Origin of the sequence: Nostoc sp. (genome assembly GCF_036919895.1) — a bacterium.
In the GTDB taxonomy this organism is placed as follows: Bacteria; Cyanobacteriota; Cyanobacteriia; order Cyanobacteriales; family Nostocaceae; genus Nostoc.
Window position 1 is genome coordinate 1 of record NZ_JBALBW010000037.1, and the last position, 26,919, is coordinate 26,919.

Here is a 26,919-nt window from a genome sequence, read left to right on the forward strand (position 1 = left end):
CAAAGGTCATTTTACTTGCGGAAAACACCAAAATGAGAAAGCAAACTGGGGTTTGAGTAAGTCAAAGGTCATTTTACTTGCGGAAAACACCAAAATGAGAAAGCAAACTGGGGTTTGAGTAAGTCAAAGGTCATTTTACTTGCGGAAAACACCAAAAGGAATAAGTCAAATGACCTTTTGAGTAAGTCAAAGGTCATTTTGAGAAAGCATTTCAATATTTTGAGAAAGTAAACAGACATTTTTATAAAGTAACGAGTAAATATACTTAATATGAAAAGTTAAATGCATGAATAATATAATGTCCGGTTAAACAGATTAGCCAGTATTTTTATATCGCTGCAATATCTGTACACACCATAAGACCTACAGCAAAACCGGATTCCTATATATAGCTTTTCCTAATCATACAAGGTACATCATAGCCCCCTCCCCGCAAGCGATGAGGGGGTTGGGGGTGGGGTTCAGTACCTACTCAACTGAGAACCGTTATATAAGTGGGCGATACTGGATTTGAACCAGTGACCCCATCCGTGTGAAGGATGTGCGCTACCACTGTGCTAATCGCCCAAGATTTTTTATACTATCATAACTAACCCAGATTTACGGTTGCAAAAATACATTTTCTGCCAGCATCAATTATTCAGAGATTATTTGGGTTGATTCCCTTCTATATAGCCAGTAGCTTCGTGACCTTTACTACTTTGTGTAGTCGCTTGATTTACAGCAGATTGCAACAGGCGTGAGATACAGATCATCGTAGGGGCAAACATGTTTGCCCCTACCCGTGTATTTAATTTACCCGCAATCCGCTGTCAGTAAATCACTGGCTTAATTTTGGTGATATCTCAGACAACTTAGTACGTATCTAAGCTATGAGTGCAGGAGTCACTGAAAATCCATTTCTTTAGTTTATCTAAAGTCGTATCTAAGTTCTCAAATTACCTTCCTAAGATAGAAGCAGCAACCATAAGTTGCCATACACAACTAAAACCCAATTAACAGCTAGTGGCTGCGGAGAACATCAAAATGGCTAGAACGCCAGAATCATTAGAATCGTCTATCAATGAAATTACAGACTTAGCTCTAGATCGTGATTGTACAACCTTATCCCGTCATGTTTTACAGCAACTTCAGAGTTTTTCCCCAGATGCCCAAGATTTAAGTGCGTTGATGAATCGCATCGCCTTGGCAGGTAAACTAGTTGCACGCCGCATGAGTCGCGCTGGTTTAATGGAAGGCGTTCTCGGTTTTACTGGCGAAGTTAATGTCCAAGGAGAATCCGTCAAAAAGATGGATGTCTACGCCAATGATGTGTTCATCTCAGTGTTTAAGCAAAGTGGCTTAGTCTGTCGCCTAGCTTCTGAGGAAATGGAAAATCCTTACTATATTCCCGAAAATTGCCCCATTGGTCGCTATACCTTGCTGTATGACCCAATTGATGGCTCATCCAACACTGATAATAATCTCAGCTTGGGTTCCATTTTCGCCATTCGCCAACAAGAAGGAACTGATAGCGATGGTAAAGCAACCGATCTCCTCACCAATGGACGGAAGCAACTCGCTGCTGGATACATCCTGTATGGCCCTTGCACGATGCTGGTTTATACTATAGGTAAGGGCGTTCATTCCTTTGTCCTCGATCCCAGCTTAGGAGAATTTATTCTCACAGAAGAAAATATTCGGATTCCTAATCACGGTTCCGTTTACAGCGTGAATGAAGGCAACTTTTGGCAGTGGGAAGAATCGATTCGAGAATACATCCGCTACGTTCATCGCACAGAAGGCTACAGCGCTCGTTATAGCGGCGCAATGGTAAGCGACATCCATAGAATTTTGGTTCAAGGCGGCGTGTTCCTTTATCCAGGTACAATTCAAAACCCTGAAGGGAAATTGCGCTTGCTTTATGAAACCGCTCCTCTAGCCTTTTTGATTGAACAAGCAGGCGGTCGTGCTACTACAGGATTGGTAAATATCTTGGATGTAGTACCAAAAAAACTGCATCAGCGCACACCTTTAATTATTGGTAGCAAAGAAGATGTCGCAAAGGTAGAGTCTTTTATTCAAAACGGACACTAAGTAATTCGTAGTTAGTGTTACGTAAGGGTTTTAGACGTTTTAAATGGGTGATTTATTTACGCTGTGCTGTCCTCTCATCTGCCATTAATTAAACGTTAATCATGGTGATTTAAGATTGGGGATGCAAAGTAGCGCTTTTTGAAGATCGATTAAGGATTATCTCAGCTGGCCGATGCGATAAGTGATTGGGAACGCCACAATTCAAAAGTAAGCATAAATGCGTTTTGCCAACTTTACTTAGAAACATCACTATACAGGAGTGAAATAAACTACCTATGTCTACCAATCATCTACTAGAAATTAAGCAATACGGTCAAAGTATCTGGATGGATAATTTGACCCGTGACATTATTCAATCAGGTGAACTCAAAGACATGGTTGAAAATCAAGGTATATCTGGGATTACTTCTAACCCAGCTATCTTTGAAAAAGCGATCGCAGGTAATGTCATTTATGATGCCGATATAGAAGCCGGAGTTCGCGCTGGCTTACCAATAGACAAAATTTACGAATCGTTAGTTTTTGCAGATATCCGTAACGCTTGTGATATTTTACGCCCAGTTTATGAAGCCTCGAATAGACTAGATGGTTATGTGAGTATTGAAGTACCGCCAACTATCGCCCATGATACTGAAGCAACAATAAGTGAAGCTCGGCGCTATTTCCAAGAAATTGGTCGGGAAAATCTAATGATTAAAATTCCCGGTACAGAACCTGGTTTGCCAGCAGTAGAGCAGGTAATATCCGAAGGGATGAATGTTAATATTACGTTACTATTTTCTGTAGAAAGCTACATAAACACAGCTTGGGCATATATTCGGGGCTTAGAAAAACGGCTGGCTGAAGGTAAAGACATCAGTAGAATTGCTTCAGTCGCTAGCTTCTTCCTCAGCCGGATCGATAGCAACATTGATGCCAAAATAGATGCTAAGTTGAAAAAAGGCGTTGATGATATTGCCGTGGAAGCAAAGTTAAAAGCTGTGAAAGGGAAAGTTGCGATCGCTAACGCCAAGGTAGCTTACCAAGAATACAAGAAAATCATTAGAAGTGAGCGTTGGCAAGAGTTGGCAGCAAAAGGAGCCACAGTACAAAGGCTACTTTGGGCTAGTACCAGCACCAAAGACCCCAACTACAACGACGTGATGTATATCGAAGAGTTAGTTGGCCAAGATACCGTTAACACCGTACCACCAGCGACCATAAAAGCTTGTGCCGATCATTGTAACGTTAGCGATCGCTTAGAAACAGATGTAGATAAAGCTTACACCCTGATCGAAAACCTCAAAGATCCCGACATCAACATCGATCTTGATGCCGTCATGGATGAACTGTTAGATGAAGGTATTGACAAATTCATCCAGCCCTTCCAGTCCTTGATGAACTCTTTAGAAGACAAGATCAAGGTATTGTCACCAGTGTAGGGACTGGGGACTGGGGACTGGGGACTAGGGACTAGGGACTGGGGACTGGGGACTAGGGACTGGGGAATAAGATTAAAAATGCTATTTTCCAAAACCTAAAACCCAAAACCCAAACCCAAAACTCAAACCCAATCCCCAGTACCCAATCTCAAAATCCAAAATCCAAAATCCAAAATCCAAAATTCCTATGGTTAGTCTGCTAGAAAATCCCTTGCGCGTTGGCCTGCAACAACAAGGGATGGCTGAACCCCAGATTATAGTTATCTTTGGCGCTTCTGGCGATCTCACCTGGCGCAAACTAGTGCCAGCACTTTACAAATTGCGGCGAGAACGGCGTATTCCTCCAGAAACTACCATTGTTGGTGTAGCGCGTCGAGAATGGAGCCATGAATACTTCCGCGAACAAATGCAGAAGGGCATGGAAGAGGCACATCCTGATGTCGATTTAGGCGAACTCTGGCAAGACTTCTCTCAAGGTCTGTTCTACAGTCCTGGGGATATAGACAACCCCGAAGGCTACCAGAAACTGAAAACCTTACTGAGTGAATTAGACGAAAAACGGGGTACGCGAGGCAATCGCATGTTCTACCTCTCCGTTGCCCCTTCATTCTTTCCTGAAGCGATTAAGCAGCTAGGAAGCGGCGGAATGCTAGAAGATCCCAACAAACATCGTCTAGTAATTGAAAAACCCTTTGGTCGGGATTTGGCTTCTGCCCAAAGTCTTAACCAAGTGGTACAGAAATATTGCAAAGAAAATCAAGTATACCGGATTGACCACTACTTGGGTAAAGAAACAGTCCAGAATTTGCTGGTGTTTCGCTTTGCCAATGCAATTTTTGAACCCTTGTGGAATCGTCAATTTGTTGACCACGTGCAAATTACCGTAGCAGAAACCGTAGGCGTGGAAGACCGGGCTGGCTACTATGAAAGCGCTGGCGCACTGCGGGATATGTTGCAAAATCACCTCATGCAACTTTACTGCTTAACGGCGATGGAAGCGCCAAACGCAATGGATGCCGACAGTATCCGCACAGAAAAAGTGAAGATACTCCGTGCTACTCGTTTAGCTGATGTTCACAATCTGTCGCGGTCAGCAGTCCGAGGTCAGTACAGTGCCGGCTGGATGAAAGGTCAAGAAGCGCCAGGATATCGGACAGAACCAGGTGTTGACCCCAACTCCACCACACCCACTTATGTAGCGATGAAGTTTTTGGTAGACAACTGGCGCTGGAAAGGTGTTCCTTTCTACTTGCGTACCGGAAAGCGGATGCCGAAAAAAGTGAGTGAGATTTCCATTCACTTCCGCGAAGTTCCATCTCGGATGTTCCAATCTGCCGCCCAACAGGTAAACGCCAATATTTTGACAATGCGGATTCAGCCAAATGAAGGTATTTCCCTGCGTTTTGATGTCAAAATGCCAGGAGCAGAATTCCGCACTCGTTCCGTTGATATGGACTTTAGTTATGGTTCCTTTGGCATCCAAGCAACATCCGATGCCTACGATCGCTTATTCCTTGATTGTATGATGGGCGATCAAACATTGTTTACACGAGCCGACGAAGTAGAGGCAGCTTGGCAAGTAGTAACACCAGCCCTTTCCGTTTGGGATGCACCCGCAGACGCAAATACTATTCCCCAATACGAAGCCGGTACTTGGGAGCCAGAACAAGCAGAACTCTTAATTAACCAGGATGGCCGTCGCTGGCGCAGACTCTAAATATTAGTCATTAGTCATTGGTCATTAGTCACTAGCAAAAACAAATGACGAATGGCAAATGACAAATGACAAATGACAAACGACAAAATCCAAAACTACTATGCCTACCCAAACTTCTACAATTTTTTCCCTCCAGGCACCGAAAGATATTTCGCTTAACGAAATAGATGCAGAACTGAATCAAATTTGGCAAAGCTACGGCATAACTGGCGAGGACGGTGGACTTCCCAGTGCTACTAGGGCAACAACATTTACTTTAGTGGTCTACGAACCAGAAGAAACTCAGTATTTGTTGGCTGCTTTAGGATTTTACAACGGCCCAATTGATGGGATTTTTGGGCCACAGATGGCAGCAGCATTGCGGGAAGTGCAAAAGAAAAATGGTCTGCCAGAAACCGGAACAGCAACACCAGAAACTCTGACTGTATTACGAGAAGAATTCGCTAAAGTTCAGCGAGGTGGAGAACATCCTGCTGCTGGTTTAAATAGTGGCAGCCCCAGAATTGCCGATGAAATCGCTCTCCGCAACCCCTGCCGGATTATTGCGCTATTTCCTATTGCTGGCGAAGATGAAGGAGTTAAGGCTCAAGTTTCTGCCTATTGCCCGATTCAAAAGCAATCGTCAAGAACACTTATCTGCTGCGAATACATTACTCTCAGTGGTACTGCTGCTGCCTTAGAACGCATCGGTGGCATGATTCCAGCATTATTGATTGGCGGCTTGCCGAAGTTTCTTTGGTGGAAGGCAACCCCAGACCCTAACAACAGTCTATTCAAACGCCTAGCAGCAATCTGCAATAATGTGATTGTAGATTCTTGCAACTTTAACGAGCCAGAAAGTGATTTACTCCGCCTAGAAGAGTTGGTAGAAGCGGGTGTACCTTTAGCTGATTTGAATTGGCGTCGCCTCGCATCATGGCAGGAATTGACAGCCGAAGCCTATGACTCACCTAATCGTCGCGCCGCCCTCAAAGAAGTTGACCGCGTTACGATTGATTACGAAAAAGGCAATCCCGCCCAAGCTTTGCTGTTTTTAGGTTGGCTGGCAAGTCGCTTAAACTGGCAGTCAGTTTCTTATGAAAAGGAAAGCGGTGATTATGATATCACTCGCATCCATTTTATTTCTCAAGATCAGCGACAAGTAGAAGCCGAATTAGCAGGAGTTCCGGTTGCTGATGTAGGCGATATTGTTGGTGACTTGATTGCCTTGCGCCTCAGTTCGACAAATCCCGAAGCAGATTGTGGTACAGTTATCTGCTCAGAAACTGGTGGTTGTATGCGGATGGAAACCCACGGTGGCGCTCAATCTGCCGGTCTGTTTCAACAGGTGACTTCGCTTTCGGAACAAAAGGCGGAAGCTTTGCTAAGTCAGCAGGTGCAACGCTGGGGTCGTGAGTCACTTTTTGAAGAAAGCCTGGGAGTGACAGCGAGTATTTTCAAATTGGAAACAAACTAGTCTCGCAAGGTGGAATTCAAAATTCACGCATTCAAAATTCAGAATGAATACAGCGTTAGTGTTTCATTGATTTGGAATGGTTGGTTTATTTCCGCCGTGCCGTACTACTGCTCTGGCAAGGCAACAATGCTTGGTTCAAGTTAAGGACTAAAATCTTAACTACAAACTTATACACAAACTCTTCAGATTTTTGGATATTTCAATAATCTGGAGGGTTTTTCTATTTTCCTTGGTTTTTTGGACTAGATACCAAACCCGGATTTCTCACCACATCTCTCAAAGCTTGCGCTTGTGCAGGGGAGCAGGGGAGCAGAGGTGAGATATTGTATAATTTCTTTCCCCTCTGCTCCTCCGCCCCTCCGCCCCTCCGCCCCTCTGCCCCTCTGCCACTTCTTCGCTTAAAGCTTGTGAGAAATGCGGGCAAAGACCCACATTAGGGATTTCCAAGGAATAAATTATCCCAAAAAACGAACCACAGAGACAAGGCAGCGCGGTCTTGGGGGTTTCCCCCATGAGCGACTGCCGCGCAGAGAACACAGAGAGAGGAGAGATTAAGAGGATTTTTGTGTCAGTTTTGGAATATTTTTTTATTTGGAAGTCCCTTAGATGTGCGATCGCTCTACAAAATACATAAGAAAAATAAGGTTGGGCAACTATTTGCTCAACCTTGTTTTTGTTAGAAGTTAAGGCAAGAGGAAGAAGGAAGAGATGCGATTTATCGCCGTCTGTACAAAGAAATTGTTGTAGAGACGGCGATTTATCGGGTCTTTCTCATAGATTTATGGCGTGTTTGTCATATAGTCATATCTTCCTCCGCGCTCAAGCGCACGTTTGTAAGCAGGTCGGGCATGAATGCGATCGACAAATTCTTTGATCTTTGGCCAGTTCTTTGCCTCTTCTTTTTGTATGGCCACTACTTCGAGGGGAAAGCTCATTTGGATATCGGCGGCGGTGAATTCCTCACCAACAAACCACGTATTTTTACGTAGTTCACTTTCTATATAGTCAAAGTGAAGTTTGATCTGAGGCGCGACGAATCCACTAACAACGCTGCTGTCTCCTTCCCCGAAATTGTTCAATACTACCCGCATTACCAGAGGTGGCATTGCAGAGCCTTCGGCGTAATGCAGCCAATATGTATAGCGTAGATGCTCTGGTGTATCGGATGCCGGAACTAGGCGACCATTGCCGTAGCGATTAACGAGGTATTCGATGATAGCGCCCGACTCAGCGATGGTGAGGTCTGCATCTGTAATTACTGGTGACTTGCCAAGCGGATGGACTTGGCGCAGCGACTCCGGTGCTAGCATGGTCTTTGCATCGCGTTCATAAAATTTGATCTCGTATTCGATACCTAATTCCTCAAGCAGCCACAGCACACGCTGCGATCGCGAGTTGTTAAGATGATGAACAACGATCATAAAACGTTCCTCTTTTGATGGCTCATTACTATCTGATGTCGGCTAATCTCTAGCTATATTATTAGCCAATCTTTTTCAGCCTAACTCCCCTAATTGGTATAAAAACCTCATTTGTTTCATTTATGGCTTTAATCATTGCTGGAGAACGTAGTGGGGTGGGCAAGACAACAGTTACGCTCACCCTTTTAGCATCTTTACGTCGTCGCGATCGCCTGGTGCAATCTTTCAAGGTAGGCCCAGACTACATCGATCCAATGTTTCATCAACACGTAACTGGTCTTCCTTGTCGCAATTTAGACCCAGTTTTGACTTCAGAAACTTACGTTCAGCAATGTTTTGCCCGTCATAGTCAATTGAGTGAATATGCCCTAGTGGAAGGGGTGATGGGATTATTTGATGGTGTTTCGTCATTTGCAAAAAACAAAGGACAAATCAATGACTTTGCAAGTACGGCACATATCGCCCGACTTTTAGATTTACCTGTGGTGTTGGTGATTGATTGCAGTCGTTTATCTGGTTCTGTGGCTGCGATCGCTCACGGCTATCAATCTTTTGACCCACGAATTAAAATAGCTGGGGTAGTATTAAATCGCGTAGGGAGCGATCGCCACCTCTCTCTCCTCAAAGATTCCCTAGAACCCTTACAATTAAGTATTCTCGGCGTACTGCGCCGTCAAGATAACATCACAATTCCCGATCGCCATTTGGGTTTAGTACCCACAGCAGAACTCCCCGAACTCAACGCTTTAATCGATCGCCTCGCCGATTTAGGAGATAGCTGCTTCGATTGGCAACATTTATTACCCCTGTTAAAATCAGAACCTTTCCCTCATCCCCCTTCTTTACTTCATCCACCATCCTCCATCAAAATTGCAGTCGCCCGCGATCGCGCTTTTAATTTCTATTACCAAGACAATCTCGATTTGCTGCAACAGCTTGGCGCAGAACTGGTTTTCTGGAGTCCCTTAGAAGATGCTGGACTACCAAAAGATATACAGGGAATGTATTTTGGGGGTGGTTTCCCAGAAGTTTTTGCCCAGCAACTAGCAGAAAATACTAGCGTTCGGGATGGAGTGAAAACAGCAATTATGAAAGGAATTCCTGCGATCGCTGAATGCGGCGGATTAATGTATTTATGCGAGCAAATCATTGATTTTGAGGGAAAATCTTGGTCGATGGCGGGAGTTCTACCGACATCTGCTGTTATGAGTGGGCGTTTAACTTTGGGCTATCGTCGTGCAGTCGCTTTGCAAGATAATCTGTTAGTGAAAGCAGGTACAACTGTTTACGGACATGAGTTTCATCGTTCCCATTTAACCTTAACTCCCACCCAGCCCCTATTTAAAACTTCTCGCTACGACTGTGACGAAAATATGGGATGCGAAGGATGGGGTTTCCCTGCAAATGTTCACGCTTCTTATGTGCATCTGCATTGGGGAGAAAGTCGAGAAATTCCCCAACAGTTTCTTAAAGAATGTGTGAAAGTAGCATTTTGAGAAATATTCCTTCACCTTTGTCACTACTCTCATAATTCGTTGCTAGCAGTAATTGCGATTTTTGCTATAACTAATGACGACCTGATGCAGTCACATTCATGTCGTCATTCAACTTGCGAATCAGACGGGATAACTCACGAATGATATTCACCGCAATTTCAGGAGTTTCTTCGATCGCATCATACAATTGCTCTTGCGTCAGTTCCAAAAATTCGCAAGGTTCCAAAGTAGTTGCAGTGGCGGAACGAGTTTGAGTATCAAATACTGCCATCTCACCAAAGTATTTTCCCTGATCCACCTCTGCAAGTTGTTTATTACCGATGTGAACTTTAACTCGCCCTGAAACGACAATATAGAGCGATCGCCCTTCTTCTCCCTGGCGAAAGATGGTGTAATTAGCTGGAAATGACAGTTCGTTCATCACTGAAGTGAGCCGCACAATAAAATCATCCCGCAATTCCTTAAAAATCGGGACTCGCCGGACAAATAATAAACGGTCAACACTGGTTAGCATAATTACAATTTACAGGTCAAATATTACTGAATATGTGAAAACTGAAGCCAGAGCGCAATTAGTCATATTAACCGATGGCGATCGCTAGCCGCAAAGAATATTCTAGACTTTGACGACATAAGAAACTTGCAAAAAATAAAACATCACATATAGCGATTTTCATTTTAATTACTTACAAGGTAGGCTAGCACAGCTAGCTGTGCTACCTGACAAATTATCTGTACTCCACCCAATTGCAGAGTAACTTAGCAATACCTTGGGAACTGCTATCTTCTAAGGGACTTCCAAAAAATAAATTATCCAAAATTATTTGTACATTTGTAGGGACGCACTGTTGTGCTACCCTACGATGGAATGTTTTTTTCCTAAAAGTCCTTTAAGATAAGTATTTTAATCAAAAGTCAATGATTAAAGCAATAGTTGCCTTTCTCATCATTGGGCTGATTATCACTGGGATTTTAATCAATCCCATTCTAGTCAAAAGGCGAAGAAACCGTCTCAAACATCGTCCTTTTCCCCCACTTTGGAATGCAATTGTTGAGAATAATCTTCCCATTTACCTTTGTCTTTCTCCCGATGAAATCAGACGACTTCAGGGACATATTCAAGTATTTCTAGCAGAAAAACAATTTATTGGCTGTAGAGGATTACAAGTGACGGAGGAAATGAAACTAACCTTGGCTGCTGTCGCCTGTTTACTCCTACTAAATGAACGTGGGCAGTACTTTCCTAGACTTCGTTCAATTCTGGTATATCCCAATGCTTATTTTGTCAAAGAAACAACTTCCGTTGGAAATTATGTTGTTGAAGAAAGGCGCGTGGCAAGATTGGGTGAATCGTGGACAACTGACCAATTAGTACTATCTTGGGAACAGGTAAAACAAGACACTAATAACTGGAGAGATGGACGTAATGTTGTGCTTCATGAATTCGCCCATCAGTTAGATCAAGAGAATGGCAAAGCTGAAGGAGTTCCTATACTGCAACGCAACTCAGATTATCCCATTTGGGCGCAGGTGATGAGAGAAGCATATCAGCAACTTTGTAATGATGTTCTACAAGATGTAAACACGGTAATGGATAGCTATGGTGCAACAAATCCCGCAGAATTTTTTGCCGTAGCGACTGAGACATTCTTTGAGAAACCTTACCAATTATTATCCAAGCATCCGGCACTTTATGAGCAATTGCAACGTTACTATCAATTAGAACCTGGGCAATGGGTGTGAGATCGCATTAAATAAGCAAGATGAAATTAGCTTCGTAGTAAGGACTTTAGTCCTTACTACATACCTTGAATGATTTAAGTAGTTGGACAAAAATATTTACAGTCATTGTGTAATTAATTCTGTCCAATTGCTTACATCTACTTACTTAGGAGTTTTTCATCACCAGAATCTTCAAAGCTACTGCTTCAGGAACAGGCATCACCGATAACCGATTTCCTTGTTTTACTAAGATTAACTCTTCAGCGTTAAACTTTTCTTTGAGTATTGATAGCAAAATAGGATTAGAAAAACTCTCAACAAATTCTACTACAACTGTTTGCCAGCGAGGAGATTCGGAAGTTGATTTCGGATCGTAGTATTGACTTTTTGGCTCAAACTGAGTCGGGTCAGCAATATCTTTTTTGACGACACGCATTAACCCAGCAATACCTGGAAAATCAGTATTGGAATGATAGAAAAAAGCTAAGTCTCCTTCCTGCATAAGGCGCAAAAAGTTGCGAGCTTGATAATTGCGAACACCGTCCCAGATAGTCTGGCTTTGCTGTTGAAGGTCAGCAATGCTGTAGGCTTCTGGCTCTGATTTCATTAGCCAATAATTCATCTACACACGCTATAAATATACAAATAACAATGTTTTTTTAGACAAGGAGCTTAAGCCCCTTATCTGAAATGGTCGCTGGATTTCCATCAAGTTGTACTAGTGACTATTTAGCTTAACTACGGTAAGCTATGACAGCATAAAATGGATCTCCTCCAGCTGCACCCAACCACTGTAAAAAATTTGGTAATGTTGACTTATGAGCTATAACTTCTGGGGTTGTAAATCCTGGAACTGAGGCGAAATAGGCTTTGACTAATTCTACTCGCTGTGATTCAGAAGCCTCCCGCCAAGCTTGAATTGCCTTTTCAAAAAACATCCGGTTAGAAAAGCTGATAATTGCCACACCACCAGGTTTCAATATGCGGTAAATTTCAGAAAATACTGCTTCTGGATATTGCACATACTGCACAGATACGCAATTGAGAACAGCGTCAAAATCTCCATCTGCTAAAGGTAACTGCGGATTTTCGTTAAGATTTTGCACAAAGTAATGATTTAAGCGACTATTTCGTGCTAATTCCTCACTATTTAGTCCGTGTCCTTCCACATGCTCAAACTGCATCTCTTCTGGCAGATGAGACACCCAACTGCTCATCATATCAAAAACGCGGGTGTTGGGTTTGAGGCGATCGCGATATAAATCCGTTAGCTGTTGAATAAATCCTTCATCGACATGGGTGACGAAGCGCGGATAGGCATAGAACAGCTTATCGTCTTTGTCGTCTAATTTCAGGCGTTGATTCGGTCTTAACTGCATAAATCTCTCTTTTGGAGTACTTTTTCGGAAAATTGCGGTAATTCCAGGTATTTTTCAACAATCACTATGTAACATATTTTAATAACAGTAGGACACATAACAATTCAAAATTCAAAATGACGTTCTCTACGAGACGCTAAAAGCGAACGATGACTCGCTAACGCTGCGCTAACAAAATTCAGAATTAAAGACAATTTCAGACGGGGATTTAAACCCCAACTGAAACTGGGGCTAGCTGTAGAGGTAAGGGTCTTAAACCCTTTTATTTACGATAAACGAGTCTAGATAGCAGCATTCAATTTTATCAATTCAATGTTCTATAAATTACACTTTTTGCAGCATATTTGGCGACAAATCCGCCTAGTCGGATCGTTACCCTATTTGAGTTTGTTAGTTTGGATACTGCCCTTATTACTATTTACTTCTGGACACAATAGCCTAATGGCACATGATGAAGCACTTTATGCTTCGCGTGCCCGTTTGATGTTTGATTCCGGTAATTGGATAACTCCTTGGGAAAGGGCACATCATAAAACTCCCGGCCCTTATTGGTTAATTGCTAGTTTTTTTAACCTGTTTGGGATGAGTGATACTAGTGCGCGTATTCCTAGTATGATTGCTGGCATTTTTAGCTTATGGCTTGTATATGAAATAGGCAAAATTATGCTAGGCAAAAATTTGGCTTGGCTAGCTGCTGCAATTTTAAGTGTTGAATTTCTCTGGCTACAATACTCTCGCTTAAGTACACCTGATGTCCCAATGACTTTCTTAGTACTTTTAGCTATTTTATCTTTAATCAAAACAGAAATACATCCTAAATATCGCTACTTCTGGAGTTTTATAGCTGGTTTAAGTTTAAGTTTGGGCTTCTTAGTTAGAAGCTTTATGATTTTCTTACCAATTATAGCTTTATTCCCTTATTTAATTTGGGAACATCACCGTCATCGGCATCTTAGTAATCCAATTTTGTATTTAGGTTTTTTCGTAGGTTTAATACCTACCTGCATTTGGCTATGGTTAAGTTGGTTGCACTACGGAAATCGGAGTTTTGAGGAGTTACTCAACTTTGTTGTGCAGTTAGGTTCTGAGAATCGGAATCATAATAGTCCACTATTCTATATGTGGAATATCCCCTTAAAATCATTTCCTTGGACTTTTTTCGGGATTTTAGGTTTAGTTTTGATTCTCCGTCGTCCTATTTATCGCTACCAGTTAATATTAGTTGGTTTTCCAGTTGTCCTATTTTGTGAACTTAGTATTTTTACCACTCGGTTCCCTCACTACAGTCTTTGCCTTTATCCGTTCATCGGTTTATTTGCATCTGTGGGTTTAAATTGGCTAGGCAATATTTATCAGACAGGAATTCACCCAAAATTACCTATTGAAAAAAGTAATGCAATAAGGAATCTTCCTCGGAATCTTAGTTATGGCTTTGGTGGCTTCGGTATTTTGCTTATTATAGGGAGTATTGGCATTCTTAGTTGGGGCAGTTCTGATATTCGCAGGTTTGCGACTATTACCTTGGTTATGGGCTTAGGTTGGTTAATTTTACCTGTGGTGTGGATTAGTCGTTACCACTTTGGCAAAAAGTTTCTCACAGCGCGTTACTGGATTGCAGCTTGGTTAATTCCTTGTTGGCTAGCTTTAGCGACAATGGGTAGCATCGGGCTGTTCAGTGACTATAACCCAGTTTTGAAAGCTTTTTTACAACAAAGTGCGATCGCCTCAATTCTCCAATCTCATCCTACCTACTATGTCCAAATAGATCAGAAAACCCAAGTTCTGTTTGAGTTCTATCTTCCTATTCCTGCCGAACCAGTAGCCTCTATTTCCCAAATACCAGCTTTGAGCTATGCTTGGATCTATGCGGATCAATCCCCTAAATTATCTAGACCTCACCGCATTATCGGTGCTGTTGAAGAGTATCAGTTGATTCAATTTATTCCCTAAGACAGATGCAAAGCAACTATTGCTAAAAAGTAATAATATATGTAGGATATTATAATAGTACGCATACTAAGTATTTTGTTAAATGGTTTCTACATCAAATCATTCCCCAGCTTTAGAGTCGTGGCAGCAAAATCTGGCACCATACAATTTGGGCTATAGAATCAAATTGGTGTCACAATTGCTCAGTCGCAAGTTTACTGAGAGGCTAGAACCCTTTGGACTTACGCCATTTCATTGGTTAGTGTTGTGCTGTTTGTGGCAAGAAGATGGTTTACCGACTTCTAGCATTGGGGACAAACTCAAACAAGTGGGAGGGACTTTAACAGGCGTATTAGATCGGATGGAAGAACGCGGTTTAGTGCGTCGAGAACGCGACACCAACGATCGCCGCATTTGGCGAATCTGGTTAACAGATGCAGGTAAGGAACTAGAAGCTATTTTACCGCCGATCGCGGCCGCAGTGCGCGATGAAGCAATGGAGGGTATTTCCTTTGCAGACCGAGAAGTATTTTCCCAAATCTTGAACCGGGCGATCGCTAATCTTTCCTAAAGATGATCTCATAATCACCCGACTGGGGGAGGTGCTATCAAGATTTGTTTTGAGATAATATTACGCATACTAAGGAAATAAGATTTTTTTCAGGAAATACTACGCATTCTAAATAAACGATTATTAATCAAATTATTGAACGACGAGGAAGCGAGGTAACAATCATGGGTGCTAATACTTTTAACGGACGCAACGGACACAAAACCCCAATTTTAGAAAAAGAAGTGATTCCTGATTCCGAGACTTTAGAAGTTGTGACAGCAGAGACATCCGCAACAGTAGAAGCAGCTGTTACTCCTGAGATCGAGAAAGAAGTTCCAGCGAAACCAAAGCGGAAAAAACCGACTGGTTTGATTTTGGCAGGATTAGGCGTGGGTGCGATCGCCGCAGGTACTTTTGGTTATCACTATTGGCAATACGCTTCCACCCACCAGGAAACAGACAACGCCACTGTTACAGGAAACATTCACCAAGTTAGTACCCGCATTCCCGGAACTGTGAGTGAGGTACTTGTAAATGACAACCAACTGGTGCAGCCGGGACAATTATTAGTCAAATTAGATCCACGAGACTATGAAAGTAAGGTAAAACAAGCAGCAGCAGCTTTAGAAAATGCGCGGGGACAGGCCCAAGCTGCCCAAGCAAATATTGCCTTAACTTCACAAACTACCACTGGTAAAACAACTCAAGCGCAGGGAGATGTTAGTAGTGCAGTAGCAGCAATTTCCACAGCCCAAGCAGCAGTACAAGAAGCCCAAGCGGGGATACCAGCTGCCCAAGCCCAAGTCAGACTAGCTCAAGCGGGGATTCCCGCCGCCCAAGCGCAGGTAGCACAAACAAATGCGAATTTGGAAAATGCCCAAGCAGATTACAATCGCTACAACCAGTTGTATAAAAACGGTGCGATCGCTCGTCAGCAACTAGACACAGCGAAAGCAGCTTATGATGTGGCTGCGGCACAAAAAAACGCCGCTATTCAGGGAGTAGAACAAGCCCAAGCTAAATTAGCCTCCGCCAAAGTTGGTGTCACCCAAGCCCAGTCTCAACTAGCACAAGCGCGAGAAAATGTCATTAATGCCCAAGCTAAATTGGCAGCATCTAAGGGAGGATTGCAACAAGCTACCGCAGGCGGACAAGATACAACAGTAAAACGCAGTCAATACGAAGCAGCAAAAGCGGCGATCGCGCAATCAGAAGCATCGCTGAAAGATGCACAATTGCAACTATCCTACGTCAACGTTACCGCTCCTAGTGCTGGACGGGTAGGTAGAAAAAACGTAGAAGTTGGCAACCGAGTAGCATCGGGAACACCATTAATGGCGATCGTAGATAACAACTATTGGGTAATTGCGAACTTCAAAGAAACCCAACTAGAAAAGATGCGCCCAGGAGAACCAGTAGAAATCAAGCTAGATTCTTTCCCTCATCACACCTTTATTGGTCATGTTGATAGTCTTTCGCCAGCTTCCGGCGCTCAATTTGCCCTATTGCCACCGGATAACGCTACAGGTAACTTTACCAAAGTTGTCCAACGCATCCCAGTAAAAGTAGTTTTTGATCAAAAGAGCATTCAAGGGTACGAATCGCGGATTACTCCAGGGATGTCTGCGGAAGTTGCTGTGGAAGTCAAGTAACAACTGCTTTCTTGTCTTGTTAAAAACAGATGAAAAACCTCTTTCTGCCTATGACATTCTCCTACATCTATAGAGAGGCGTATAAAGATGAGGTGAAATGATATTTGTGAGAGGAGATTGGTATAGAAAAACCTGACATGAAAAAACCGCTATTACCTGCGTTGAGGTCAAAAAACTACCAGTTGTTTTTTGCCGGACAAGGTATTTCCCTAATTGGGACATGGATGACGCAACTTGCGACGATTTGGCTAGTTTATGACTTGACAAATTCCCCATTAATGCTAGGAGTTGTAGGATTTTCGAGTCAAATTCCTAGCTTTTTTTTAGCTCCCTTTGGCGGAGTATTTGTAGACCGCTTTTCTCGGTATCGTACCTTAATTAGTACGCAAGTCTTGGCAATGATTCAATCGTTAACATTAGCAGTGCTGGCGCTGACTGGTGTGATTCAGGTATGGCACATTATCGCCTTGAGCTTGTGTCAAGGATTTATTAACGCCTTAGATGCGCCAGCCCGCCAAGCATTTGTGCCAGAACTGGTTGAACGCAGAGAAGATTTAGCCAATGCGATCGCCATTAACTCTACCACGGTCAACGGTGCGCGATTAATTGGCCCTGCGATCGGGGGTTTATTAATTGCCAGCGTTGGAACTGGCTATTGTTTTTTAATAGATGGTTTGAGTTACATTGCTGTCATCGCCGCTTTATTGGCAATGAAAGTTAAACCTTGGAAACATGTGGTATCTGCCGGGAATCCCTTGCAAAAAGTCAAAGAGGGATTTGTATATGCCTTTAGCTTTGCACCGATTCGCTCGATTTTGTTGCTATCAGCTTTAGTTAGCCTTATGGGGCTACAAAATACTATTTTAGTACCAGTTATTGCCGAACAAGTTCTCAAAGGTGATGCAGAAACCTTGGGGTTTTTAATGGCGGCATCTGGAGTTGGAGCCTTAACTGGTGGTATTTATCTAGCTACGCGTCAAACAATCTTAGGAATTGGTAATTTGATTGCCTTAGCTCCAGCAATTTTAGGAACTGGTCTAATTGCCTTTTCTTTCTCTCGATTTTTACCACTCTCTTTATTTACAATGTTATTTGTTGGCTTAGGTACTATTTTGCAAATTGCTGCTAGCAACACATTTTTACAAACAATTGTTGAAGATGACAAACGTGGGCGATTGATGAGCTTATACACAATGTCATTTTTAGGAATGATTCCCATAGGTAATTTGTTAGGTGGTATATTAGCAAGTCATATTGGTGCTACCAACACTTTAATTATTGATGGGATAGCTTGTATTTTAGGCTCTATAGTTTTTAGCAGACAGTTGCCTAGTTTAAGGCAAATAATGCGTCCAATTTATGAGCAAAAAGGCATTGTAATAAGTCATAAAGCTTAGGATAAAAATTGCCAAGACATGGTATAAGATTTAATAATAATTTTCTTACTTAACCTTAGAACTGGAACAATACTATGGCTAATACAGGTGTAATTCGTCAGCAAGCACCACCAGAACTTGTCCCGCTAAGAACCTGGATTGGTGTATTAGCTAGTATGCTTGGTGCATTTATGGCGGTATTAGATATTCAAATAACGAATGCTTCGCTGCAACAGATTCAAGCAAGTTTAGGAGCAACTCTAGAAGAAGGTTCTTGGATTTCTACCGCCTATCTCGTAGCAGAAATTGTGGTAATTCCTCTAACGGGGTGGTTATCACGAGTGTTTTCTCTGCGGCGCTACCTGTTAGTGAATACTGCATTATTTATTTCCTTTTCTATATGCTGCGCTTGGGCGTGGGATCTCAATTCCATGATTTTATTTCGCGCCTTACAAGGTTTTAGTGGAGGAGTATTAATTCCCACCGCTATGACAGTTGTATTAACTACTTTACCTCAATCTAAGCAATCAGTGGGACTGGCTGCATTTGGTTTTAGTGCAGTTTTTGCCCCTTCAATTGGCCCGACAATAGGAGGTTGGTTAACAGAAAATTTTGGTTGGGAATACAACTTTTATATAAATGTAATTCCAGGGGTATTAATGCTAGCTGGCGTTTGGTACGGAATTAAGCAAGAACTACCCCAAACTAATTTACTGAAGCAAGGTGATTGGTGGGGAATTATTGCGATGGCGCTTGGGTTAGGTTCCCTGCAAGTTGTTTTAGAAGAAGGTAGCCGCAAAGATTGGTTTAGTTCAGCGTTGATTGTGCGTTTAAGCATAGTAGCAGTAATTTTTATAGCGCTATTTTTTTTCATAGAATTAACTCGTAAACAACCGTTTATAAATTTGCGACTTTTACTTCGGCGTAATTTTGGTTTAGCCAGCATTGTTAATGTGTCGCTAGGGGTAGGATTGTATGGTTCAATTTATATTTTACCGTTGTATCTTGCCCAGATTCAAAAATATAGTGCGCTGCAAATTGGTGAAGTATTAATTTGGGCTGGAATTCCCCAACTATTTATTATTCCTTTAATACCCAAATTGATGCAACGTATTGATGTGCGTTTAATGGTGGCTGTTGGTGTGACTTTGTTTTCCATTAGTGCATTTATGAACTCTGGAATGACCAATGAAACTGGATTAGAGCAATTACGATGGTCGCAATTTGTGCGGGCAATGGGACAACCCCTAATTATGGTACCACTTAGTTCTATTGCCACTGCTGGGTTGAGTCCAAAAGAAGCCGGTTCAGCGAGTGGTTTATTTAATATGATGCGGAATATGGGCGGTTCTATAGGAATTGCATCTTTAGCAACTTTATTAAGTAATAGAGAGCAATTTCACTCGAATCGATTGGGTGATGGAGTATCTTTATATAATGCAGAAACTCAACAACGACTTGAGCAAATGACACAGTATTTTGTTAGCAAAGGAGCAGATTTGAGTACTGCTCAAAATCAGGCGATCGCATCCATATCTAACATTGTCCGCCGGGAAGCATTTGTGATGGCTTTTAACGATTGTTTCTATTTTATTGGCATTGCATTGTTACTCAGCGGACTTGCCGTTTTATTCTTGAAAAAGGTGAAACCATCTGGTAGCGCTGTTGCTCATTAGATTTTTTCTATAGGTTAAAATGTTTGATAAAACTACTAAGGTACTAAAATGGTCATTAGCCAAAGTGAGTACTATATTTCCCCAGAAGAATACTTAGAAGGCGAGAAATTTAGTGAAATCAAACATGAGTATATTGATGGACAAGTCTACGCAATGGCAGGGGCAAGTGATGCTCATGTGACTGTAGTAGGAAACTTGTTTGTACTGCTGCGAAACCATCTCCGTGGTAGTGGTTGCCGTGTTTATATAGCAGACATGAAAGCACAAATTGATGTCATAAATCGCTATTTTTATCCTGATGTGATGGTGACTTGTGATACACAAGATAGAGAGTTTGAATATTTTAAGTGCTATCCTTCCTTAATTATCGAAGTGCTTTCTGAGTCAACAGAAGGTTATGACAGAGGGAAGAAATTTGCTAGTTACCGACACTTAGAATCACTACAAGAATATGTGCTAATTTCACCAGATCGAATGAGTGTAGAATGCTTCCGTCGCAACGAACAAAGACAGTGGGTACTTTACCCTTATGAAAAAGGGGGAGAAGTGCATTTAGCTAGCGTTGATTTTCGTTGTGCGATCGCAGAAATATATGAAGATGTGACACTTGCAGAAAATAGCAATAAGAATTGACTATTGGAGAGATGTAATTAATTATGTCCAAGTACTTAAATTGGCAGAGGTATTGATCTTAGCAAGGCATTAAAGCATTTAGTCTCCCCAGCACTGCCATATCTTCTGCATCTAACTCCGACGGAATACCACTGCGAATCAGTTCCGAAAAATCTTCATTGGGAACCATAACAGTTAGCGTATACAAGCGAGTCGAACCAGTATTTTTAATCAAATGAGTCCCGGTGGGAGGCACTAATAAACTATCTCCAGTTTTGATCGTGGCACTCTTGCCGTCACACATAGCGATCGCTTCCCCTTTGAGGACGAAAAACATTTCCACCGCCCACTGATGGCGATTTGGCGGCGTTTGTCCTCCAACATCAAAGATTTCTATACAGCAAGTCAAGGAAGTATTAGCATTTATCGAATCGAAGATAATAGCTAATCGATTAGAGTCATTGGGACTGATGCGATATACTTGGTAATCTTTGGGAGATTTGATAACCGGAATTACACAACGACTAGCGTACATTTATTTATCCCCTCTAAGGTTATCGATGGGTATGAAAATTTCTAAAATCTCAGCCTTAAATATTGAGTTGTATATCTAAACGATCGAATCACTAATTACTAAACACTAAATATTCCTTAGTCAGCTAATTTTGAATTTGGGATTGAAGGAAAATCTAAAATATAAAATCGAATTACTCCTCACTCTTTTGCAGCGCTGTTAAAATTCCTTGGGAGTCAGTGACAAAACCGAAGCATTGTTTGACATTATACAATGTCGCTAGCCAACAATATTCAGGAGAAGTAGTAGCGGTACAATCCTTAACTAACACGCAGTCATATCCTAAGAAGTTGGCATCACATAAGGTAGTTAACACACACTGATCGGCATTAACACCAGCAAAAAATAATGTTGTTCTTCCCAGATTCCGCAAGATACTATCTAATGGTGTATCCCAGAACCCACTCATCCGGTATTTTTCTACACAAATATCTTCGGGAATCTGTTCTAGTTCGTCTACTACTGCTGCGGCCCAACTACCTGCCATCAGTACTCTAGCACCATTGCTTGGCAGTGGATCGCCTAATCCTACACCTGCCCCTGTAGGGTTATAGACATGACGCGAACTAGCACTAATATTGAGCAAGTCGGGACGATTCCCCCAATTTACCCAAATTACTGGTACACCCGCCTCACGGAGTTCTGGAAGTAAGTTATTTAAAGGTTCAATAGGCTGACGCGCCGGAGTTACATCCACGCCAATATGCGCTAACCAGCCATCAGGGTGACAGAAGTCGTTTTGCATATCAATGACGAGGATAGCAGCTTTTGCCAAGTCTAGGCGCAGGGTTTTAGTATCTGTTGATAAAATAACGGGTTGTGAGGTCTTTTGAGGACGAGTGATATCTGCGATCGCATCATTCACTGTCCACGCATTTGGTGCAACTCCCAATGTCCGTAATGGTAAATTCATAAAATTGCAATACCCAATACCATTTTCTATTTTGTAACTTGAAATTCAGTTCAAAATACAATTACTTAATCAAGGTTAAATATGGTAGATTTCACCATTCAGAATGTTTTGATTGCCACCAGTGATGATTATGCAACGGTAGATGTCCAGATTATAGATGGTTTCATTGCCCCCAATCTACCAGTAATCGGAACTGTCATAGATGGCAAAAATAAGCTTTTACTACCTGGGTTTTTCAACGCCCACACTCACTCATCAGAGATGTGGCAACGGGGAATCATGTCAGCTTTGCCTTTAGAATTGTGGTTGGCGGAATTATATGATTTTGCGCCCCTCGATCCCGAACAGGTTTATCTCAGCGCCTTGGGTACTGCGGTAGAAACTTTACTTTCCGGCGGGACGAGTGTAGTAGATCACCTGGTGTTAATTCCTGGACTTGAGTTAGAAACGATCGCAATTGCAACTCGCGCTTACCGAGAAGTTGGAATTCGCGCCTTTATCGCCCCCTTAATTCAAGATGAATCCCTCAGCGCAGGTATCCCATCAGGGAAATCAGCAAAAACTCATGAACCTTATTTTCGCTCAACTGCGGCAACATTAGAAATTATCGAAGAGGCGGTGAGACAATTTCATCGCCCAGATGAGGGTATAAATATTTTAGTTGCACCAACGGGGATACAACTATGTACTGATGCTTTATTTGTGGGATGTACTGAGTTAAGCGATCGCTATAATCTTTGTCGTCACTCCCATTTACTCGAAACCAGGGCACAGGAAAAACTCGCCCAAGAGAAGTATGGTTGTACTGCCGTAGAACATTTAAAAAGAATCGGGTTTCTGAGCGATCGCACAACACTTGCTCATTGTGTTTGGTTAAATGATAATGATATCGCTATCCTCGCTGAAACTAAATCTACAGTTGTTCACAATCCCTTAAGTAATTTACGTTTAGGCAGTGGCATTGCTCCAATTTTAAAATATCGCCAGGCTGGAGTAAATGTAACTTTTGGTTGCGATGGTGCTTCTAGTAACGACTCCCAAGATTTGTTAGAAGCGATAAAAATTGGTTCTATATTACACAACGTTACAGATTTAGATTATCAGCACTGGATTACACCCCGACAATCAGTAGAAATGGCATCTTTAGGAGGTGCGAAAGGATTCAATGTTGCAGATAAGCTCGGTTCTATTACTATAGGTAAACAAGCAGATTTAGTACTTTATGACCTGACTAATTTATCATTACTTCCTCGTACAGATCCCATTGGCTTATTAGTTTTAGGTCGTCCTACTAATGTTGTTGATAGTGTTTGGGTTAACGGTAAGCAAATTGTTGCCGATGGGAAAGTAACAACAATTAACGTTGATGAATTGCGACAAGAATTATTTAACCGCAGTCAATGGGAGACAAAGCGTAAGTCTCAAACTGTCGCGCAAATTGAAGCCCATTATCGCACGGTTATGGGGTTGTAAAATAAAAAATACGGTTTAATTCAGTGTTTGATGTGTTTTTCCGATTTTGGTAGTTGTAAGAGGATGTTTGAAAAGTATTTCACCGTGATTTTAGACACTTAGCGATCCCCCCTAACCCACCTTAGAAAGGGGGGAACTATTACTACTGCTAAACAAGCAAAAAAAGAAATTGCAGAGGAACAATCTACTGCCTTTCAGTAAAGGTAATTTTATCTACTAAAGGACTCTGTAGTTATAAATTTATTTGACTTGGAGAACTTTAAAAACTTAATATTTTTTTTAAATTAAAGTCCTTTTATACTTTAGCGGATCTAGTATATAGGGCATTTCTTGCTTTACTGAAGGATTGTAAAAAGGCATAGCAAAAGAATCATATTTATTATAACTTGATAACTATAGGACTATTTACTTGCTTACCGGATTACACATGGTTAATACCCTACCCAAGCCAGAAATTAAAACCCCCAGCAAAGAAACTGTACTTACCCCCCGGTTTTACACTACAGATTTTGAAACTGCGGCCAACCTGGATTTATCTGCCCAGGAGACGGAGTTAAAGGCAATGCTGACAGAAATGCAGACAGACTACAACCGTCATCATTTTGTTCGGGATGAGGTGTTTAACCAGTCTTGGGAACACATTGAGGGTGAAGCAAGGCAGGCATTTATTGAGTATTTGGAACGTTCTTGCATTTCTGAGTTTTCCGGCTTCTTGCTATTCAAAGAACTATCCCGCAAGCTGAAAAATCGCAGTCCACTGCTAGCGGAAATATTTCAACTGATGGCGCGTGATGAAGCTCGCCACGCCGGATTTCTCAACAAAGCAATGGGCGATTTTAAACTCTCCCTAGATTTAGGGAATGTTACGAAAACCCGCACCTATACATTTTTCCCAATTGAGTGGGTACTCTACACCGTTTACTTATCAGAAAAAATCGGCTACTGGCGTTACATTATTATCTACAGACATCTAGAAAAGTACCCAGAAAACCAGTTTTACCCCATCTTCCAATATTTTGAGAGTTGGTGTCAGGATGAAAACCGCCACGGAGATATATTCAAGGCGCTTTTACGTTCTCAACCGCAACTGTGGAACAACTGGAAAGCTAGGCTGTGGAGTCGCTTTTTCTTGTTAACAGTATTTGCTACCCACACCCTGACAGTTCATGAACGGGCTGGTTTTTACACCTCATTGGGACTTGATGCGACAGAATTTGACCGCGAAGTTGTCCGTAACACCAATGAAACTGCTGGACGGGCTTTTCCTGTGATGTTGAATACTGAACATCCGAAGTTTTTCCCACGTCTACAACGCTGTGCGGGTTACAACATGAAAATTGCAGAGATTGAGAGCAGTTCTGTACCCAAAGTTGTGAAACTAATTCGCAAACTACCTTTGATTGCAGCAATTGTTTGGAATCTACTGTTAGTTTACCTAATCAAACCTGTAGATGCTGAGGCTTTGCGGGAAACTGTACGTTAGATTTGGCGATCGCGATCGCGTTCTATGATTCCACAGAATGCGATCGGCCTCCAATATTGGGTTTTTTTACGATCTCAGTGTGACTTTATTGATGTTGTTCAAAAAACTGCTGTTTTGCTCCGAAGGGCTTTCAGCGTACTGTTGCAAGCGTTCACTAATGCGATCGCCCGCTAGCTCAAAACACACAGAAAGAGGTAGTTTTGCGTCAGCCCTAATCAATTATTTTGACTCTGATTGAGATTTTTGTAACAAGTCTATTGACTTCCAAGATATATATTGAGAAACTAATAGTTAGTCTAGCTAATTAATTGAAGTGCATCAAACTTGTGACAATGCTGACAGGAAAAACAAATCGGTCAGAATCTCCTAGCGAGTCAAGACCGTTGATTTTGGAAACTCAGGGACTCACCCGCCGTTTTGGGAAGTTAACGGCTGTTAATAACCTGAGCATATCTGTGGTACAGGGTGAAATATTTGGGCTGCTTGGCCCCAATGGGGCAGGGAAAAGTACAGTTATTAAGATGTTGACAACTTTACTGCCTCTGAGTGCAGGGAAAGCAACCTTAGCTGGCCATGACGTGACTCGTCAACCCAATCTTGTGAGACGGGCTATCGGCTATGTACCCCAAGCGCTCTCTGCTGATGGTAGTCTCACGGGTTACGAAAATCTCTTAATCTTCGCCAAGCTTTATGGAATACCAGCAAAAGGACGCGATCGCCGCATCTATGAAATTCTAGAATACATGGGTTTGCAAGATGCGGCGAAGCGCTTGGTACGCAACTACTCTGGTGGGATGATCCGCAAGCTGGAAATTGGTATATCAGTTTTACATCAACCCCAAATTCTCTTTCTTGATGAGCCGACAGTCGGACTAGATCCCATCGCCCGGACGCAAGTATGGCAACTTGTGCTACAACTCTGTGCTGATTACGGCACAACTATATTTTTAACAACCCACTTTTTAGAAGAAGCAGACAGCTTATGTAACCGAGTGGCGATTATGCAGCAAGGTGAAGTCGTAATTACAGGCACACCAAGCGACTTAAAAGCTTCTTTAAATCAACCAAACGCAACTTTGGATGATGTCTTTATTCACTATACAGGCGACCAGTTAACATCAGGAGTGAACTACCGTGACACAGCAAGAACCAGACGGACTGCTCAACGGTTGGGTTAAAGCACCGCCCACTGGGCGAGTAGATTTTATCTCTGCAATTAAAGAGCTAGTTACGAAAACCCTGGCGATCGCGGAATTGGAAATCCGTAAACTCCGCCACGATCCTACTGATTTAGTCGTTCGGGCTGTGCAACCAGCCTTATGGCTATTGATCTTTGGGCAAGTTTTCGCCCGCACTCACGCCATTCCTACAGGTAATTTACCATATTTGGACTTCATTTCTGCTGGTATTTTGGCTCAGAGTATTCTGTTTGTGGCCATTTTTAGTGGTGGAATGACGCTAATCTGGGAGCGAGATTTAGGGATTGTCCATAAATTTTTAGCTAGTCCTACACCTCGTATAGCGATGGTGTTGGGCAAAGCTCTGGCGTGTGGGGTGCGGTGCTTATCTCAAGTACTATTGATTTACGGATTGGCATTTTTATTAGGTGTAAAGTTAAATCTTCATCCTCTAGCTATTCTCCAAATGCTTGTAGTAGTCATACTGGGGGCGGGAACATTTTGTATTTTTTCATTAATTATTGGCTGTTTGGTGAAAAGCCGAGAAAGGATGACGGGTATCGGGCAATTGTTAACCATGCCGTTATTTTTTGCGAGCAATGCCATTTATCCGATTTCGTTGATGCCCAGTTGGTTAAAGTTCATTTCCCATTTAAATCCCTTGACTTATGAGGTTGATGGCTTACGCAGCACCATGCTGCTGAATGGCACTAGTGTCTATGGCTTTGGTCTGGATTGTACAATTCTCTTATTAACATTAATCATTTTGGCTATCCTTGGTGGAAAACTTTATCCACGAGTGGCCATGTAAT

Annotated in this window: 23 protein-coding genes and 1 tRNA gene; 16 read left to right on the top strand and 8 right to left on the bottom strand. The window is 42.2% G+C overall.

The genetic code is table 11. The annotated features are described in order from the left end of the window. Nucleotides 1-495: 495 nt before the first annotated feature. Together V7K55_RS06590 and V7K55_RS06595 are read right to left on the bottom strand one after the other, a co-directional pair. Nucleotides 496-567 (bottom strand) — tRNA-Val (locus V7K55_RS06590). A gap of 80 nt (nt 568-647) precedes the next feature. Next, the gene (locus V7K55_RS06595) at nt 648-770 is read right to left on the bottom strand and encodes a hypothetical protein (protein WP_334829396.1); all 123 of its coding nucleotides are present in this window, start codon (nt 768-770) and stop codon (nt 648-650) included. A gap of 256 nt (nt 771-1,026) precedes the next feature. Here V7K55_RS06595 and fbp point away from each other — a divergent pair, with 256 nt between their 5' ends. The 4 genes from fbp (at nt 1,027) to opcA (ending at nt 6,670) form a co-directional block, all read left to right on the top strand. Continuing rightward, complete coding sequence (fbp, locus tag V7K55_RS06600) at nt 1,027-2,076, top strand: class 1 fructose-bisphosphatase (RefSeq protein ID WP_334829398.1); 1,050 nt, start codon at nt 1,027-1,029, stop codon at nt 2,074-2,076. Between the two features lie 275 nt (nt 2,077-2,351). Then, complete coding sequence (gene tal, locus V7K55_RS06605) at nt 2,352-3,497, top strand: transaldolase (RefSeq protein ID WP_334829400.1); 1,146 nt, start codon at nt 2,352-2,354, stop codon at nt 3,495-3,497. Nucleotides 3,498-3,684: 187 nt separating this feature from the next. Further along, nucleotides 3,685-5,214 carry a glucose-6-phosphate dehydrogenase gene (gene zwf, locus V7K55_RS06610; RefSeq protein WP_334829402.1) on the top strand — a complete coding sequence of 510 codons (1,530 nt, stop codon included), beginning with the start codon at nt 3,685-3,687 and terminating at the stop codon, nt 5,212-5,214. Between the two features lie 100 nt (nt 5,215-5,314). Then, nucleotides 5,315-6,670, top strand: a complete 1,356-nt coding sequence (opcA, locus tag V7K55_RS06615) for a glucose-6-phosphate dehydrogenase assembly protein OpcA (RefSeq protein WP_334829404.1) — start codon at nt 5,315-5,317, stop codon at nt 6,668-6,670. 779 nt (nt 6,671-7,449) lie between these two features. Here the strand turns inward: opcA and V7K55_RS06620 are convergent. Beyond that, nucleotides 7,450-8,091: a glutathione S-transferase family protein gene (locus V7K55_RS06620; protein ID WP_334829406.1), complete on the bottom strand. Its 642-nt coding sequence runs from the start codon at nt 8,089-8,091 to the stop codon at nt 7,450-7,452. A 122-nt stretch (nt 8,092-8,213) separates the two neighbouring features. Here V7K55_RS06620 and V7K55_RS06625 point away from each other — a divergent pair, with 122 nt between their 5' ends. After that, entirely contained in the window at nt 8,214-9,587 is a 1,374-nt protein-coding gene (locus V7K55_RS06625; RefSeq protein WP_334829408.1) for a cobyrinate a,c-diamide synthase, read from the top strand. Between the two features lie 70 nt (nt 9,588-9,657). Here the strand turns inward: V7K55_RS06625 and V7K55_RS06630 are convergent, their stop codons facing one another. Next, entirely contained in the window at nt 9,658-10,101 is a 444-nt protein-coding gene (locus V7K55_RS06630) for a cyclic nucleotide-binding domain-containing protein (protein ID WP_094346368.1), read from the bottom strand. 404 nt (nt 10,102-10,505) lie between these two features. Here V7K55_RS06630 and V7K55_RS06635 point away from each other — a divergent pair, with 404 nt between their 5' ends. After that, nucleotides 10,506-11,330 carry a M90 family metallopeptidase gene (locus V7K55_RS06635; RefSeq protein ID WP_334829411.1) on the top strand — a complete coding sequence of 275 codons (825 nt, stop codon included), beginning with the start codon at nt 10,506-10,508 and terminating at the stop codon, nt 11,328-11,330. A 145-nt stretch (nt 11,331-11,475) separates the two neighbouring features. On the opposite strand, the gene V7K55_RS06640 is transcribed toward V7K55_RS06635, so the two are convergent. Both V7K55_RS06640 and V7K55_RS06645 read right to left on the bottom strand, forming a co-directional pair. Continuing rightward, nucleotides 11,476-11,931, bottom strand: a complete 456-nt coding sequence (locus V7K55_RS06640) for an EVE domain-containing protein (RefSeq protein ID WP_334829413.1) — start codon at nt 11,929-11,931, stop codon at nt 11,476-11,478. A 112-nt stretch (nt 11,932-12,043) separates the two neighbouring features. Then, nucleotides 12,044-12,688, bottom strand: a complete 645-nt coding sequence (locus V7K55_RS06645) for a class I SAM-dependent methyltransferase (RefSeq protein ID WP_334829415.1) — start codon at nt 12,686-12,688, stop codon at nt 12,044-12,046. 312 nt (nt 12,689-13,000) lie between these two features. On the opposite strand from V7K55_RS06645, the gene V7K55_RS06650 reads away from it, so the two are divergent. The 6 genes from V7K55_RS06650 to V7K55_RS06675 all read left to right on the top strand — a co-directional run bounded on the left by V7K55_RS06650 (nt 13,001) and on the right by V7K55_RS06675 (nt 20,507). Further along, nucleotides 13,001-14,638, top strand: a complete 1,638-nt coding sequence (locus V7K55_RS06650; protein WP_334829417.1) for an ArnT family glycosyltransferase — start codon at nt 13,001-13,003, stop codon at nt 14,636-14,638. 82 nt (nt 14,639-14,720) lie between these two features. Continuing rightward, entirely contained in the window at nt 14,721-15,188 is a 468-nt protein-coding gene (locus V7K55_RS06655; protein ID WP_334829419.1) for a MarR family winged helix-turn-helix transcriptional regulator, read from the top strand. Between the two features lie 164 nt (nt 15,189-15,352). Then, a complete protein-coding gene (locus tag V7K55_RS06660; RefSeq protein WP_334829421.1) occupies nt 15,353-16,822 on the top strand; it encodes an HlyD family secretion protein in 1,470 nt (489 codons plus the stop codon). A 137-nt stretch (nt 16,823-16,959) separates the two neighbouring features. Beyond that, nucleotides 16,960-18,219, top strand: coding sequence for an MFS transporter (locus tag V7K55_RS06665; RefSeq protein WP_334829423.1), 1,260 nt, complete (start codon nt 16,960-16,962; stop codon nt 18,217-18,219). Nucleotides 18,220-18,293: 74 nt separating this feature from the next. Next, a complete protein-coding gene (locus tag V7K55_RS06670) occupies nt 18,294-19,874 on the top strand; it encodes a DHA2 family efflux MFS transporter permease subunit (protein ID WP_334829425.1) in 1,581 nt (526 codons plus the stop codon). A 48-nt stretch (nt 19,875-19,922) separates the two neighbouring features. Then, nucleotides 19,923-20,507 carry a Uma2 family endonuclease gene (locus V7K55_RS06675; RefSeq protein WP_334829427.1) on the top strand — a complete coding sequence of 195 codons (585 nt, stop codon included), beginning with the start codon at nt 19,923-19,925 and terminating at the stop codon, nt 20,505-20,507. Nucleotides 20,508-20,565: 58 nt separating this feature from the next. Here V7K55_RS06675 and V7K55_RS06680 read toward each other — a convergent pair whose 3' ends face one another. Together V7K55_RS06680 and V7K55_RS06685 are read right to left on the bottom strand one after the other, a co-directional pair. Continuing rightward, nucleotides 20,566-21,021, bottom strand: coding sequence for a cupin domain-containing protein (locus V7K55_RS06680; protein ID WP_094345713.1), 456 nt, complete (start codon nt 21,019-21,021; stop codon nt 20,566-20,568). A gap of 172 nt (nt 21,022-21,193) precedes the next feature. Beyond that, nucleotides 21,194-21,973: a cysteine hydrolase family protein gene (locus V7K55_RS06685; RefSeq protein ID WP_334829429.1), complete on the bottom strand. Its 780-nt coding sequence runs from the start codon at nt 21,971-21,973 to the stop codon at nt 21,194-21,196. A gap of 81 nt (nt 21,974-22,054) precedes the next feature. Here V7K55_RS06685 and V7K55_RS06690 point away from each other — a divergent pair, with 81 nt between their 5' ends. From V7K55_RS06690 to V7K55_RS06705, 4 genes are all read left to right on the top strand, one after another. Further along, nucleotides 22,055-23,446, top strand: coding sequence for an amidohydrolase (locus tag V7K55_RS06690; RefSeq protein ID WP_334829431.1), 1,392 nt, complete (start codon nt 22,055-22,057; stop codon nt 23,444-23,446). A gap of 427 nt (nt 23,447-23,873) precedes the next feature. Then, the gene (gene acsF / locus V7K55_RS06695) at nt 23,874-24,929 is read left to right on the top strand and encodes a magnesium-protoporphyrin IX monomethyl ester (oxidative) cyclase (protein WP_334829433.1); all 1,056 of its coding nucleotides are present in this window, start codon (nt 23,874-23,876) and stop codon (nt 24,927-24,929) included. 326 nt (nt 24,930-25,255) lie between these two features. Next, nucleotides 25,256-26,107 (top strand): ABC transporter ATP-binding protein, encoded by an 852-nt coding sequence (locus V7K55_RS06700; RefSeq protein WP_334829435.1) that lies wholly within the window; start codon nt 25,256-25,258, stop codon nt 26,105-26,107. After that, on the top strand, nt 26,064-26,918 hold the full coding sequence (locus V7K55_RS06705) for an ABC transporter permease (RefSeq protein WP_334829437.1): 855 nt from the start codon (nt 26,064-26,066) through the stop codon (nt 26,916-26,918). The genes V7K55_RS06700 and V7K55_RS06705 overlap by 44 nt, the downstream gene beginning before the upstream one ends. Nucleotide 26,919 lies beyond the last annotated feature (1 nt).